Annotated in this window: 13 protein-coding genes; 5 read left to right on the forward strand and 8 right to left on the reverse strand. The window is 65.4% G+C overall.

The window, feature by feature from the left end; genetic code table 11:
• Positions 1-93: 93 nt before the first annotated feature.
• From FPZ61_RS11610 to FPZ61_RS11620, 3 genes are read left to right on the forward strand one after another with little or no spacing between them, the layout of a single operon-like run.
• Complete coding sequence (locus FPZ61_RS11610) at positions 94-1185, forward strand: efflux RND transporter periplasmic adaptor subunit (protein ID WP_370593435.1); 1092 nt, start codon at positions 94-96, stop codon at positions 1183-1185.
• A gap of 13 nt (positions 1186-1198) precedes the next feature.
• Positions 1199-4612: an efflux RND transporter permease subunit gene (locus FPZ61_RS11615; RefSeq protein WP_185466746.1), complete on the forward strand. Its 3414-nt coding sequence runs from the start codon at positions 1199-1201 to the stop codon at positions 4610-4612.
• Positions 4612-4899, forward strand: a complete 288-nt coding sequence (locus tag FPZ61_RS11620; protein WP_185466747.1) for a hypothetical protein — start codon at positions 4612-4614, stop codon at positions 4897-4899. The genes FPZ61_RS11615 and FPZ61_RS11620 overlap by 1 nt, the downstream gene beginning before the upstream one ends.
• Before the next feature lie 35 nt (positions 4900-4934).
• Here the strand turns inward: FPZ61_RS11620 and FPZ61_RS11625 are convergent, their stop codons facing one another.
• The gene (locus FPZ61_RS11625; RefSeq protein WP_185466795.1) at positions 4935-6587 is read right to left on the reverse strand and encodes an alpha-D-glucose phosphate-specific phosphoglucomutase; all 1653 of its coding nucleotides are present in this window, start codon (positions 6585-6587) and stop codon (positions 4935-4937) included.
• Between the two features lie 144 nt (positions 6588-6731).
• On the opposite strand from FPZ61_RS11625, the gene FPZ61_RS11630 reads away from it, so the two are divergent.
• The gene (locus tag FPZ61_RS11630) at positions 6732-7106 is read left to right on the forward strand and encodes a hypothetical protein (protein ID WP_185466748.1); all 375 of its coding nucleotides are present in this window, start codon (positions 6732-6734) and stop codon (positions 7104-7106) included.
• 38 nt (positions 7107-7144) lie between these two features.
• Here the strand turns inward: FPZ61_RS11630 and FPZ61_RS11635 are convergent, their stop codons facing one another.
• From FPZ61_RS11635 to FPZ61_RS11665, 7 genes are all read right to left on the reverse strand, one after another.
• Positions 7145-7651, reverse strand: coding sequence for a hypothetical protein (locus FPZ61_RS11635; protein WP_185474835.1), 507 nt, complete (start codon positions 7649-7651; stop codon positions 7145-7147).
• Positions 7652-7663: 12 nt separating this feature from the next.
• Positions 7664-8878, reverse strand: coding sequence for an FAD-dependent oxidoreductase (locus FPZ61_RS11640; RefSeq protein ID WP_185466750.1), 1215 nt, complete (start codon positions 8876-8878; stop codon positions 7664-7666).
• On the reverse strand, positions 8875-10302 hold the full coding sequence (locus FPZ61_RS11645) for a phosphatidylserine/phosphatidylglycerophosphate/cardiolipin synthase family protein (RefSeq protein ID WP_370593436.1): 1428 nt from the start codon (positions 10300-10302) through the stop codon (positions 8875-8877). The genes FPZ61_RS11640 and FPZ61_RS11645 overlap by 4 nt, the downstream gene beginning before the upstream one ends.
• Before the next feature lie 128 nt (positions 10303-10430).
• Positions 10431-10604 (reverse strand): hypothetical protein, encoded by a 174-nt coding sequence (locus tag FPZ61_RS11650; protein WP_185466752.1) that lies wholly within the window; start codon positions 10602-10604, stop codon positions 10431-10433.
• On the reverse strand, positions 10604-11710 hold the full coding sequence (locus tag FPZ61_RS11655; protein ID WP_185466796.1) for a DUF4912 domain-containing protein: 1107 nt from the start codon (positions 11708-11710) through the stop codon (positions 10604-10606). The genes FPZ61_RS11650 and FPZ61_RS11655 overlap by 1 nt, the downstream gene beginning before the upstream one ends.
• 202 nt (positions 11711-11912) lie before the next feature.
• Entirely contained in the window at positions 11913-12674 is a 762-nt protein-coding gene (locus tag FPZ61_RS11660; protein WP_185466753.1) for a phycobilisome rod-core linker polypeptide, read from the reverse strand.
• A gap of 116 nt (positions 12675-12790) precedes the next feature.
• Positions 12791-13390 carry a phycobiliprotein lyase gene (locus FPZ61_RS11665; protein WP_185466754.1) on the reverse strand — a complete coding sequence of 200 codons (600 nt, stop codon included), beginning with the start codon at positions 13388-13390 and terminating at the stop codon, positions 12791-12793.
• Between the two features lie 55 nt (positions 13391-13445).
• Between FPZ61_RS11665 and FPZ61_RS11670 the strand changes: the two genes are divergently transcribed.
• Positions 13446-14345: an EamA family transporter gene (locus tag FPZ61_RS11670; RefSeq protein ID WP_370594286.1), complete on the forward strand. Its 900-nt coding sequence runs from the start codon at positions 13446-13448 to the stop codon at positions 14343-14345.
• Positions 14346-14361 lie beyond the last annotated feature (16 nt).

Here is a 14361-nt window from a genome sequence, read left to right on the forward strand (position 1 = left end):
GCATGGCGATGAGAGGACAATCCTGGGATCAACCCCCGGGGTGTGCAGTCGGCGTCATCGGGCTGCAGAATCGGGCAACTCTTGTCACCTTGCGTGAAGCGTTCCTGTCTGGTGATTCCGGCCGCTCTCGGTCTGCTGGCGGCTGGTCTCAGCGGCTGTGGGGATCCACCCAAGCCACCCCCCCGTCAGGTTCAGGTCAAGACGGAGCCGGTGACCCAGGCCCGTTTCAGCGACGACGTGGACACGATCAGCACGCTTGAAGCCCTCAGTGTGGTGGAGCTGGCGGCCCAGGCCGGCGGACGCATCGAGCGCCTGCTGGTGCGACAGGGCGATGTGGTGCGTCAGGGGCAGCTGCTGATGGTGCTCGATCAGGTGCAGGTGCGTGCTGATGTGGCCAGTCTGCGCGCTCAGCTCGAGAGGGATGAACTGAACTACAAGCGCTTCGAGTTCCTGGTGCGCCAGGGAGCGGCCAGTGCCCTGCAGCGCGACCAGTTCCGCGCCCAGTTCGTGCAGTCGAGGGAGGCCTTGCGGGCCCGCGAGGCCGATCTGGCCTTCAGGGATCTGCGCTCCCCCAGCGATGGGGTGATCAGCGATCTGCAGGTGAAGGTGGGTGATGTGATCAGTGCCGGCGATCCCTTCACCAAGGTGGTGCGCAATGACCGCCTCATGGCCCGCATCGACGTGCCCGGTGTGCTCACCGCCCGGGTCAGGCCCGGACTACCGGTGATTCTGCAGGAGCCGCAGTCCCCGAAGGTGCTGGCCCGTGGGGTGGTCAGTTCCGTTGATCCGGCCGTGAACGCCGGCGACCAGGCCCTGCTGGTGAAGGCTGAATTCGCCAATCCCACCGGCGCCTTGCGCACCGGTCTGCGACTGCGCACCAGGGTCCAGCTCGCTGCGGCCGATCTGCCCTCGGTTCCCTTCGCGGCTGTCACCCAGACGGCAGGCCAGAGCTTCGTGTTCGCCCTCGGCAGCCTCCAGGATCTGGAGAAGAACCCCGGAAAGGCCTCTCTGGACCAGTTGCGAGAGTTGCCCCCGGGCAGCAGATTCGCCCTGCAGCGCCCGGTGCAGCTCGGACCGCTGCAGAACAATCGTTATCCGGTCCTGCGCGGTGTGACACCCGGTGAACGGGTGATCACCACGAATCTGCTCACCCTGCGTCACGGCACACCCGTGACGGCACAGTAGGAGCAGAAGCCAGATGTCCGCTTCAGACAATTTCATCACCCGGCCGGTTCTCACCGTCGTCTGCAGTCTTCTGATTGTGATCGGAGGTCTGATCGCGATTCCACTGCTACCCGTGGAGAACCTGCCCGACATCGCACCGCCCACTGTGACGGTGAATGCCACCTATAACGGCGCCGACGCGATCTCCGTTGAGGAAGGTGTCACCAATGTGCTGGAGCAACAGATCAACGGGGTGGAGAACATGGACTTCATCACCTCCTCCAGCGCCGCTTCTGGGACCAGTGCCATCACCGTGTCGTTTGCGAGCGGAACTGACGGTGACATCAATCAAGTCAATGTTCAGAACCGGGTGGCCCTGGCCCAGCCCCAGCTTCCCGAAGAGGTCAGGCAGTCTGGTGTTGTAGTTAACAAGGCTTCAAACTCGATTCTTCTTGTTTATAACTTTGGAAGTGACGATGCGAAAAATCCTTATAGCACGGAGTTCATCAGCGGCCTGCTTGACCAGAGACTCACCGATCGGATCAAGCGTGTCAAAGGGGTGGGCAATGTCGCTTTCGCCGGCAACCGTAAGCTGGCCTTTCGGCTCTGGCTCGATCCTGATCGTCTCGCCGCCAACAAGCTCAGTTCCGCTGATGTCGTCGATGCCCTGCGCAGCCAGAGCCGGCTGGTGCCTGCGGGTCAGGTGGGGGGGGAGCCGGCTCCGGAAGGGCAGGAGTTCACTTTCACGGTGCAGCTGCAGGGGCGGCTGCGCAGCGCCGAGGAGTTTTCCAATCTGATTCTGCGAAGTACCGGAGAAGGTGGTCTGGTACGGCTGCGGGATGTGGGTCGTGTGGATCTAGGGGCTGAAACCTACGATGCCAACGCCACCGATCTGGAAGCGGTCCCCTCCGTGGGTCTGCTCGTCTACCAGTTGAGTGGCAGCAATGCTCTTGAGGTGTCTCAGGGGGTCAAGGATGTGCTGGATGATTTCAGCCGCGAGATTCCGCCTGGAATCAAGATTGAGAAGATCTACGACACCACCGACTTCATCAATGCCTCGATCAAGGGGGTCACCAATTCCCTGCGCGATGCTGTGGTGCTCGTTGTTCTGATCCTTTTTCTGTTCCTGCAGAACTGGAAGGCCACCCTCGTGCCTGGGATTGCCATCCCTGTGGCACTGGTGGGCACCTTCCTGTTCGTGAAGGTGGCCGGCTTTTCACTCAACCAGCTCACCCTCTTCGGCCTGGTGCTGGCCACAGGCCTTGTGGTGGATGATGCGATCACAGTGATTGAGGACACCTCTACCAAGAAGGGCCAGGGGATGACGGCTGTTCAGGCAGCGATGAGCACGATGAATGAACTCTTCGGTGCTGTGATTGCCACCTCGCTAGTACTGTTCGCTGTTTTCCTCCCTGTTCTTTTCTTCCCAGGGGCTACTGGAACAATCTACAAGCAGTTTGCCGCCACGATCATCTTTTCGGTGGCGATCTCTACCTTCAATGCCCTGACGTTCTCGCCGATGCTCTCGGCCCTGCTGCTCGCCCGCGATGGAACCCCCCCTGGGCGGCGCACCTACGCCATCGCAGGAACCTCCATTGGCTTCGTCTATGGGCTGTTGGTGAGTGGCGAAGGAGCCCTGCAGGTGTTGGGGGCCGTGGTTGTGGGCCTTTTGCTGGGCTACCTGCTGGGGCTGATCACCCAACTGCCCCTGCGGCTTCCTTTCACCATCGGGGCGGCGATCATCGGTCTGGTGCTGGGTGGTGTGACCCAGCCGTTCTCCGTTCTGATCTTTGCGCTGATCGGACTTGCGCTTGGTTTCTTCCTTGAGCCGATCTTCACGCGTTTCAACAAGCTCTACGCTGCCGGCGAAGGAGGTTATAAGAAGGGTTTGGGCTGGGTGCTCAGCCATCGCGTCCTGATCATGGGGTTCCTGGTGGGTGGGATCGCCCTCACGGGCGTGGCCTTCACTTCGATCCCCTCTGGTTTTGTGCCGATCGAGGATCAGGGGTATGCGATCGGCTTTGTGCAGGCCCCCGACGGCGCCTCGGAGCAGAATACCCGGGTCATCAACAAGCAGGTTGCCGAGATCTTGCGCACTGAGAAGGACATCAGTACGGCGGTGATCATCAGTGGCTTCAGCCTGGATGGCAATGCTCCCAACAAGGGACTGTTTTTCTTCGGCACCCGGAACTGGTCTGATCGTCCTGATTCCGATCAATTCGTGGACGCCATCGTGGAACGGCTGAACCGCAAGATGGCGGCGATTGATGGGGGCAGGATCTTCGTGGTCGAACCACCAGCCATACCAGGCTACGGAACCTCTGGTGGCTTCGAGTTTCAAATGTTGGATCAGAGCAGCGGAGCCTTAAGCCTTCCAGAATTCTTTGCGAATGCCAACCAGCTGATCGCCAAAGCAATGCCCACTGGGATTTTTAGCAGGGTGTTCACGCAGTTCACGCCAGAGTCCCCCCAGCTCAAGGTGAGTGTGAATCGAGATCAGCTGGCGGCCTTGAACGTGGATTACGGTCAAGCGATGCAAGCTTTCACCTTTTACTTTGGCGGAGCTTATATTAACGACACGTTCCAGGAGGGCAAGATCCGCCGCGTCTATGTGCAATCGGATGCTCCATTCCGGGCTACACCGCAGCAACTCAAATCGCTGTTCGTGAACAACCGCATCGGCGAGCCTGTCCCGCTTGCAGAGGTGTTCACGGTGGAGCCTGCCACCGGTCCGTCGGTGATCCCCCATTTCAACCTGTACCGTTCAATCAAGGTTGAAGGCTCACCAGCTCCTGGTCGCAGCTCCGGTCAGGCCATCAAAGGTATGACCGATGCCTTTGACCAGCTGGGGACCAATGGTCTCAGTTTCGACTGGACAGGACTTTCAAGAGAGGAGGTCAAGGCCGGCGCCCTTGCCATCGTGATCTTCGGATTCGGCATACTGGTTGTGTATCTCGTGCTTGCCGCGCAATATGAAAGTTACAGTGATCCACTGATCATCCTGATGACAGTGCCCACCGCGATGCTGGGAGCCCTCGCTTTCCTGGCCGCAAGGGGTGAAGTGCTCAACATCTACGCCCAGGTGGGCTTGGTGATGCTGATCGGCCTGGCGGCCAAGAATGGAATCCTGATCGTTGATCTGGCTAACCAGCGCATGGCCGACGGGGCCACAGCTTATGAGGCAGCGAAAGAGGCTGCTGAATCCCGCCTTCGGCCGATCCTGATGACGGCCATTTCCTCCTTGTTCGGTTTCCTGCCCCTGGTGCTGGCCAGTGGTGCTGGTGCCCGCAGCCAGGCCTCCCTCGGCACGGTGGTGTTCGGTGGCCTGATGGTGGCCACCGTGCTCTCGCTGTTCGTTGTACCAGTCTTCTATGTCGTGATGAAGGGGCTGGTTGTCTCCGGTGACGACAAGACACCTCCCCCAGCTGTTCCATCGCCGTTGTCCTGATGTCCAGTTCGCCGGAGCCGCTCAAAGGACGCCGCATCGTTCTGGTTGGCCTGGGGGGTGGTTTGTTCGGCTTGGCTGTGAGCTTTTTTCTGCAGGCGATCGTGGCCAACACGCCTGTCACGGTGAGCTCTTACGCCATGTTCTGGTTTCGGCTGCTGCTGGGCGCCTTCGGCACCCTGGCGGGAATGGCGATCGAAACCGTGCGTCAGCTGCAGGTCACCAATCCGGATCCGGCGTACCGCCAACCCGTCTTGCGAGGGGGAGGGCGCTCCAAAGGGCGTCCCTGACCGCCTGTGGAGGTGAGGGCCTACGGATCCAGGGTTCAGGTGATCACCGTGGGCCGCTCCATGCCGGTGCGACTGCGGATCTCGGCAAGCTGGTCGGCGGCGGTGATCAGATCGGCGAGGGCCTGCTGGGGATCCTGATCGAGGTTGCCGCCGGCGGCCACGTAGCTCTCCAGGTAGAGGCGCAGGGTGGCCCCCTGGGTGCCGGTGCCGGAAAGGCGTACCACCACGCGGCTGCCGTCATCCAGCAGCAGGCGCAGGCCCTGGCCGCTGGTGAGGGAGCCATCCACCGGGTCGGTGTAGCTGAAGTCGTCGGCGGTTGCGATGCTGCGGCCGGCGAAACTTGTCCCCACCAGGGAGGGCAGCAGGCCCTTCAGGCGGTCGTAGAGACCATGGGCCCTGTCGCTGGCGATGGCTTCATAGTCGTGGCGGGAGTAGTAGTGGCGGCCAAAGCGGCTCCAGTGGTCAGCCATCACCTCGGCCACCGAGCAGCGGCGCGTGGCCAGGATCTGCAGCCAGAACAGCACGGCCCAGAGCCCATCCTTCTCGCGGATGTGGTCGCTGCCGGTGCCGAAGCTCTCCTCACCGCAGAGGGTGATGCGGCCGGCATCGAGCAGGTTGCCGAAGAATTTCCAGCCTGTGGGAGTTTCGTAGCAGGGGAGGTTCAGATCACGGGCCACCACATCAACCGCCGCGCTGGTGGGCATCGAGCGGGCCACCCCCGCCAGCCCGGAGGCATAGCCGGGGGCGAGGGTGGCGTTGGCGGTCAGCACCGCCAGGCTGTCGCTGGGGTTCACGAAGCAGCGGTGGCCCAGGATCATGTTGCGATCGCCATCACCATCACAGGCGGCTCCGAAGCGGTAGGCGTCGCCATCGAGCAGCAGCTCGGCCAGCTCGTGGGCATAGGTGAGGTTGGGGTCGGGGTGACCGCCGCCGAAATCCTCCAGAGGTGTGCCGTTGCGCACCGTGCCGGCCGGCGCGCCGAGCAGCCCCTCCAGCAGCCGGCTGGCGTAGGGGCCGGTGACGGCATGCATGGCATCAAAGGCGATCGGAAAGTCGCCCCGTAGCAGCGCTCCGATCGCGCCGAAATCGAACAGGCCCTGCAGCAGGGTGACGTAGTCATCGACCCCGTCGATCACTTCGATGCGCAGGTCGCCCAGGGCATGGACTCCTGGCACGTCCAGCGATGGCGTCTCGGCGTCAACGATCCTGTAGCCGTCCAACGCGGTGGTGGCGGCGAAGATGGCATCGGTGATCGATTCGGGGGCCGGCCCACCGTTGGCGCCGTTCACCTTGACGCCGAAGTCTCCCTCGGGGCCGCCGGGATTGTGACTGGCCGAGAGGATGATGCCGGCGATCGCCTGGTGCTTCCGGATCAGGTGGGAGGCGGCGGGGGTGGAGAGAATGCCGCCGGTGGTGGTGATCAGGCGGGCCACGCCATGGGCAGCGGCCATGCGGGCGATCACGCCGATCGCCCGCCGATTGCCGTAGCGGCCGTCGCCGCCGAGGATCAGGGTTCCGCCCGCAACACCGGGCAACACCCGGAACACCGCTTCCACGAAGCTTTCCAGGTAGTGGGGCTGCTCGAACTGGCGGCTGCTCTTGCGCAGGCCGGACGTGCCTGGCTTCTGGTCGGTGAAGGGGGTGCTCAGGGACACCTGGCGAACCGATGGGGATGGAGTGGCGGCCATGGCAGCGGCTGAGGCATCGGAGGAGGCGCTGCTGGTCATGGGGGCCAACCTGAGGAGGCCCCACGCTAGCCCTGCAGCCAGGCCCCAAATGGCACGCTGCGGCCAACTGGCTAGCCTGCGACCACGTTGTGATCAACAGGGTCAATGGCCATCCCTTCAGCCAAGCCGAGACGGGTTCACGGGCTGATCCTGCCGCTTGTGGCCCTGGCCTTCGCCCCTGCCCAGGCCAGGGTGATGGGGGCGGCACCCGCATCGCCCATGCCCCAGGCCATCAGCGTGACCCGGAAGGCGGCCACGGCCGTTCTGGCGAAGTCGGGCACCCCGAGCTGCCTCACCGGCAAGCTCACCAATGCCCTGCTCGGCCTCTCCTCCAGCTGTGAGGCCCAGGGTGATCGCTCCCCCCTCTGTCAGCTGGCCGATCAGGCGGTGGTCACCACTGGCTGGTCGATGGATTTCATGGAGCGCACTGCCAAGGAGCTGCTGAAGCTTTCGGAAACCCCCGTGGCCTCAGCCCCCTGAGCTGATCTGGGCCACCGCCTTGGCTGTGGTTTCGCCGCTCAGCGACCGCTCGATCCGAAGCCGAAGCCCGAACCGGATGGTCGCCCACCTCCGGATCCTCCCCCGGGCCCACCGGCTGAGGATCCAGGCCCGGCGGGGCCGTCCTTGGCCACGGGCCTGCTCACCTTCCGGCAGCTGCTGACCACCCGATCAGCGGCGGTGTCGACCCCATCGCGCCGGCTCAGGCTGTTGTCCGGCCCGGACACGGCGATCTGGACCACGCCCCAGAGGGCGTCCTTGCAGAAGCCCGAGAGCATGGGGTGATCCATCAGGTGATCCGCCAGATTGCGGGCCCGCTCGCAGGTGGGGGCGGTGTTCTCCCGGCCGCAGTCGAGGGTGGCCAATTGCACCTGGCGCAGCGTTTCGTTGCTCGGATAGAGGGCGAAGCTGTCGTCGGCCCGGGCTGGGCTCCAGCCCGGCCCGGGGGCAGCAAACAGAGCGGCACTCAGCAGCGTGACGGCAAGGCGTGATCGGGCCATCGAAGCGCTGCGCACAACAGCCTCCATCATGCCGACGCTTCAGACCGTCAGCCGAACCTGGGCCAGGCCCTGCCGCAGGGGAATCTGCCGCTGCCTCCAGGAACTCCCGATCCGCTCCCCCAGCCATGGAGCCAGCTGCACGAGGATGCTGCGCAGCAGGGGGGATCGACGCAGCAGCTGGGCCTGGCGTGCCTCCTGCTGCTGCAGCTCCTGGGCACGCCGGATCTCCGGGAATCGCTCAGCCTGGATGCGCTCCAGGCTGAGGTCGAGCGCCGCGAGATCACCGCGGATCAGCGGGGCCAGCAGGTGATTGGTGGCCACGAGCGCATCGCGCAGGGCCATGTTGATTCCCTGCGCCCGGATCGGGCTCATCGGGTGGGCGGCGTCGCCGAGCAACAGCAGACCCGGGCGCTGCCAGCGGGGGCAGCAGCCCACCTGGACCGAGAGTTTCAGCGGGGCGCTGATGGCCGGAGCCACCCGGCGCAGGTGATCGGCCAGCCAGCCGGGCGCCATGGCCGCGAAGGCCTCGCCCCAGTCCTGAGGACTGCGCTCGATTCGCTCACCAGGGCTGAGCACCCATCCCAGCTGGAGCTCACCCGGCAGGGCGCCATGGAAGACACTGCAGGCGCTGCCGTCCTCTCCCAGCAGCATGGTGAAGACGTTGTCGGCTTCAAAGCGGGGGTGGCTGGGAAGGCGGAACCAGAGCAGGTCGATCGGGCTGCTCTGGCTCTGCAGCTCCAGCCCCGCCCGCTGCCGCACCAGGGAGGAGCGGCCGTCGGCACCAACCACCAGGGAGGCTTCAAGCCGGCTGCCATCGCTGAGCACGACTCCGGTGATGCGCTCCCGGTCATGCATCAGGTCCACCACCGCGAGCCCCGGCTTCCACTGGAAGCCGGGGCTCGCCTGGCTGGCCCGCTCCACCAGGGCATCCAGCAGTGCTGGCTGGGAGACGAGTGTGCAGGGAGGTCCGTCCCCCAGGGGTTCCTCCACCCGGAACAGCTGTCGGCCATGCAGCTGGAACGACCAGCCGCTCAAGGACCGGTGGGGCAGGCGGGTCAGCAGGGGGCCGCAGCCCATGGCCTCCAGGGCGGCCAGGCCAGAGGGCATCAGCCCCTCACCGCGAAACCGGCGCTGAGCATCCCGCGCCGCTTCCACCAGGGTCACCGGGACCCCCCGCTCAGCCAGCAGCATGGCCAGGGAGGCCCCGGCGGGGCCGGCACCGACGATCACCACGGCCGGGGCGGCTGGCGTCATGGCTGCTGGTTTGCGCTGGCCTGAGCCCGCGGCGTGCCTCGGCCGCAGGTTCGGTGGATGCGCTCCAGCTTCCGCTGCAGGCGGGCCGTGATTCCCAGTTCCGCTCCTTGCCACATCCGATCCTGCTCCCGGGTGAAGTGCCCCGCCAGTTGGGATGACTCCACGATCAGCAGCGTTTCGTCATTGCCGTGGGCGGCGGAGGGGCTCCAGTTGAACGAGCCTGTGATTACCGTTCGCCCGTCGATCACGGCGAACTTGTGATGCAGCTTGTCGCCCCGTGCCAGGCGGGGTGTTCCCACCCCTTGGATCGGTTGCCTCCAGGGGTTGTTGTCCTGCTCCAGCTTGCAGAAGCGATCCGGCATCGAAAGCCCCAGCAGATCCAGAACTTCTGAAAAGCTACGGCTGGCGAAGCCTGGATCGGCCAGCACCCGCATCGCCACCCCCCGCTGCTGCAGCTCGGCCAGGCGGTTGGCCAGTTCCTGGGCCGAGAACACGAACAGGCTCAGATCGAGCCGTCTCCGGGCCGCCGCCAGGCGCTGATCGAGCAGGTCCAGGCCCTGGTTGGGATCCTTGCGGCGGTGAGGAGCGAACAGCACCTCGACCCGGGTGGGGCCCACCATCACGGCCTGCACACCCCCCTGCTCCTTGGTGATGCCGAAGCGGCTGTCGGCCAGGCCGCCGGGCCCATCCCCCCACATCCGGCTGAATTCCTGGCTGAAGAGTGCGGCCAGCTCCTTGCTCTCGAAGCGCAGCAGATGGTTGACGTTGCCACGGGTGCGGGGAGCGCCAGGATCCCCGTGGATTCCCGAAGCGGTGAAGTTGGCGGAGCCGGTGAGCACCCAGCGCTGGTCCACCACCATGAATTTGTGGTGCATCAGGCCGCTGCCGGCGCTGCCATCGGCGGTGTCATCGATGATCGGAACGCGGCCCTGCCGCAGGATGCGGAGGGCGTCGCCCCGATCGCGCTCACTGATGCTGAGACGACCGTCGCGGTCGGAATCAGCGAGTGCCAGCAACTGGCGGTAACGCCCGAGCTGGTGGGAGCTCAGGCCGGTGGGCACCTGGTCGCTGAAGGGAGTGCTGTAGGTGTTCTCCAGAACCACCTGGACCCGCACCCCTTGGCGTTGCCGTCGCACCAGAGCTTCGGCCACCCTTGGCAGGGAGAGTTCCTGAACGGCCACCTGGATGTCGCTCTCAGCCCGCTCGATCGTCTCGAGCAAGAGCTGCTCCAGGTCGTCGCCGTTGCGGCGTTCGCCGCTGATCGGACTGATGTAGTGGCGGTCGGCGCGATGGTTGAAGGCCACCTCCACCCCAGCCGGCATGGGCAGATCCGCCGGAGCTGACCCCAGGATTCGGGCAGGGGCGGAACAGGCGCTCAGAGCGAGGCCGATCACTCCGGCCAGCAGAGCTGGCCAAGCGCTCACGCCATGGAGGGATCTGGAGGATGGCGGGGGACCCATCAACTGAGGCGCTGCTGCTCCCCAAGAATTCCCAGCCGCTCAGCTCTTGAATCCCTCAGGACCCAGGCCACAGGAGCTGAGCCGGGTCGCTCTCAGTGGTGGCCAGGCATCTGGGCGGTCCGCAGCATCAGTACAAACCAGAGGGTGCTCACCAGCACCGCCATCCCCACGGCGGTGCCGATGCCCACTTTGACCATCAGCACGGGGACCAGGAAGGGCAGGGCGAGGCTGCCGGCCAGAGGGGTGAAGGCGACGAGGGTTCGCATCAGAACCACTCGGCCACGGCCTGGCTGGAGGGATTGCTGTTGTCTTCAGGGGTGGTGCGCTCGAAGCTCAGGGTGATGTTGCGCTTCTGCTCACCATCGGCTGCCACCGCCTGGATGGGATAAAGCTGCTTGCCATCGCGGAAGGGCACCTGCACCCGGAAGGTGCCATCGGAGGAGAGGGGAACTTCCTCATCGCCGATCGTGAGCTTGGCGGCCGGATCAGTGGCGCCGTAGACAATCAGCTCAGCATCGGCCACGAGCCAGAAGGAGCGCTGACGGGGCGCGACGCCACCGATGCCCGATTCGTTGCGGCCGCTGGCCCAGAGGCCGACACCTGAATCATGCAGACCTCGCAGGCCGGCACTGGTCGAGGAGTCCTCGAGTTCGTGAAAAGCCTCGGAACCCCGTCCGAAATGCTTCCAGCGCACCGTGGCGGTCTGGTAGAGGCGCTCGTGCAGGCCGCTGTCGGCCACGGCTGCTTGGGGGCTGCCTGGGGGATTGCTGGCCAGAGCGGTGTCGCTGGGGGCCGCTTCAAGCGAGAAAGGGACGAACTGATCGAGAATCTGCTCGCTTGGATGGAGAGCCGGCACCCGCGCCACGGAGGAGAAGCCCAGGGACAGCCAGCCGCCACCGTGCTTCCTGTAGCCCAGTTCCACGCGGTAATCACGATCGCTCAGGGGTACCGGCAAGTACCACTCGGTGGCATGGCTGTCGACGGGGACTTCCTGGAGGGTGTGGGGGTGAGAGTCGCCCTGGGGCAGCCCGGTCACATCGGCGACCCGCAGGCAGAGCTGGCCGGCGCCGGCCTCCTGGGCCTTGCTGCGCTCAGCCTCAGCGATCTCCCAGAACACATAGGCCCACTGGGGATCGCGAGGAAGGAACACGACCCTGGTCTCAGCGTCGGGGCGGGGAGCTGGCGTGAAGCCTGCCTCCATGGCCGAGAGGCTCTCAGAGGCCTGAGCCGTTGCCTTTGAGGGCTTGAGGGCGGAGGGATCCCCTTCGCCGTGAACGCTGCTGATCTCGTTGAGAAGCTCGTCCTTCGACTTGCGGCTGTACAGACTCACGCCGAGGTCACTGGCGATCTGGCGCAACTGACGCAGGGTCATGCGGGCCAAGGACGAGAGAGCCTGAGTCACCGTTTCTCCGGATTTCGTTTGGGATCAGTTTGGGGTCAAATGCCCCGATCTCGCTGACCCTGCCTCCCTTCGTCAGCAACACCTGACTGGCAGTTTGCTGGCTGCCCATCAAAAAACGGCGGTGTGAGCCGCCGTTCTGCAGGGGTATCGGAGGGTCGATGGAGCGGTTGGCTCAGCGGCCGACGCTGCGGTAGGGGACCTTGGAGAGGTAATCCATGCCGGTGCTGCCTGACGGTGCGACTCCGGTGCGCATGGCAGGCAGAGAGCGCACCCAGGGAAGGTAGTCCTCGGGGAAGCCACCGCGACGCTGACGTGCTCTCGTGGGCAGAGACTTGACGGTACCGGTGTAAACAATCTGGGGGAATCCCAGGATGCTTCGGTAGTAGGCCTCGTAGCGCGGCGAGGTGATGTTGAAGGGAGTTTCGCCCACTTCACGGGATCCCACCACCCGGTTACGGTGGTACGGCACGGTGTCGTAGCCAAAGTTCTCGAGATACTCGTCGCTGTCGAGGATCTGATCAACGGCGCCGGCCACGCCCTTGGTCATGATCACCGCAGCCCAGGCGATCTCCTCGGCTTTTCCGTACACCTGGCGGCCCAGCAGTTTCTCCACAAGGTGGCGGACCACCCGGTAGTTGCTGTTCAGATTGTAGAAACTGCGGGTGAAAGTATCCGAGAGGCACAGGGCCCGGATGAAATCACGCACGCTGATCTGGCCATTGCGCAGCTGCGACTCCAGATTCTTGTCGCGGTCGACCTTGAAGGCGTGAAAGAAGATCTGACGGTAGGCCGACTCAATCACCGTATTAAGGGCGTTGGAGTCCAAGGCCTTGTCAAGGGTGCCGCCTTTCGGATCCTCGTCGGAGCCCACGCGAAACGCCTTGACTCGAGAGTTCTGGCTGGTGGGTGCGTACTTCAGAAGCGGGATCGCCACGCGAACATCGTCATCCGTCGCTGTGGATCGTAGAAGTCAGCCCCGATCGAACCCCGCCAGGGGCGGCAGGGCTCACAGTCCGTAACGTTTGCGGCCACCGGCGCCGGCGTGGCGCTCTACCAGCCGAAGGCGGAGACCAGGGGGCCGCGGCTGGCCTCAGCACGGCCATCTCCGGTTGTGCTGACCTCCAGGCAGCGGCTCTCCATGCAGAAGGAGGCCGTGTTGGAGATCCCCTCCACCGTGCTGGTGCGCAGGCGCAGATTTGGGTTGATAAACCAGAAGCGCTCCAGGCTGCTCATCGTTTCGTAACCCGTGGTGAGGAGCAGGCCATCCCGGTCATCCATACGGAAGTGGCCCGCCACCGGAGCCGTCTCCGCGTAGCCGCGGTCGCGCAACAGCAATCCCACGCGCCCTGAGGTGTCGGTGGGGATCAGGCCGAACACCGACTCTCCCTGGTGCCCTTCACCGGCCTTGTCCCAGGCCATCGAACCGCTCCAGCGCACCTGGCAGCCCCCCACCAGGCCCGCGGCGTCCTGGCCGTGCAGTTCGGCGATCGCCTTGAGGCGCGGGTCGCTGGCCTCCACCTCCGTGACCTCGATCAGAGACCCGCCGGCCTCGGCGCGCCTGTGCAGCAGGTGGTGGCTGGTGCGCTGGGAGCGCCAGCGTCCGCAGCTGAGCCGGAAGAAACTGAGGGCATCTGAGATCGGAACGCTCACGGGGGCAGCACGGCTGTAGCGATGATCGCAACTCCCTCACCCCAGCCGTTGCCCGGTGGCCACAACTGGAGTCGTGGCGGCCCTGGCCGCAGCCCTCTGCTGGGCGCTCTCCAGCAGCCTCTGGCGGCGGTTGCCCACCTCCTTGAGCGCCGCCCAGCTCAACCTGGTCAAGAACCTGCTCGCGGTGGGTCTGCAGTTGCCGGTTCTGCTTCTGGGGGGCTGGCTGGTCTCCCCCCTGGCGCTGATGCTGCTTCTTGCCAGCGGCGTGGTCGGCATCGCCCTGGGGGACAGCCTCTACTTTGCGGCCCTGCGCCGGCTGGGGACGCGCCGCACCCTCACCCTCGAGGCGGGTGGTCCGGCGCTGTCGCTGCTGGGCGGAGCCCTGTTTCTGGCCGAGTGGCCCCGCTGGCCCCAGGGGCTTGGGGTGGCCCTGATCTGCCTCTCGGTGGCGCTGGTGGCCCGTCAGCCGTCCCCGGCAGGGGGATCGGCCGGGCTGCCCCTGCCCCGGGAGGGCCAGCGCCTTGGGCTGATGCTGGCCCTGGCCGCGTTGGTCTGCGGCAGTGCCGGTGCTCTGCTCTCGCGAGCGGCTCTGCGGGACTCGGCGTTGCCACCGCTGCAGTCGGCCACCCTGCGCCTGGCGGCCGCGGCTGTCGTGATGCTGCCTTTGCTGTGGCGGCTGCCTCCCCCTGGCCTGCGTCCGCGCCCCCTGCGGCGGCGCTGGCCCCTGGTGCTGCTGGCCACCCTGCTGGGTACGAGCGGCGGCATCGTGCTGCAGCAGACCGCCCTGCAGCACCTTCCTGCCGGACTGGCCGTGGCCCTGCTGGCCACCGCCCCGGTGCTGGCCCTGCCGCTGGCGGGGCTGGAGGGGGACCGGCCGGGCTTCGGCGGGGTGGTGGCGGCGCTGCTGGCCCTGGCTGGGGGCAGCCTGGGGGGGGGGCTTGGCTGGAGAGGCTGAGCCGGGCCCTGGCCTC

This window comes from Synechococcus sp. BSA11S (assembly GCF_014224355.1).
Lineage (GTDB): Bacteria > Cyanobacteriota > Cyanobacteriia > PCC-6307 > Cyanobiaceae > Regnicoccus_A.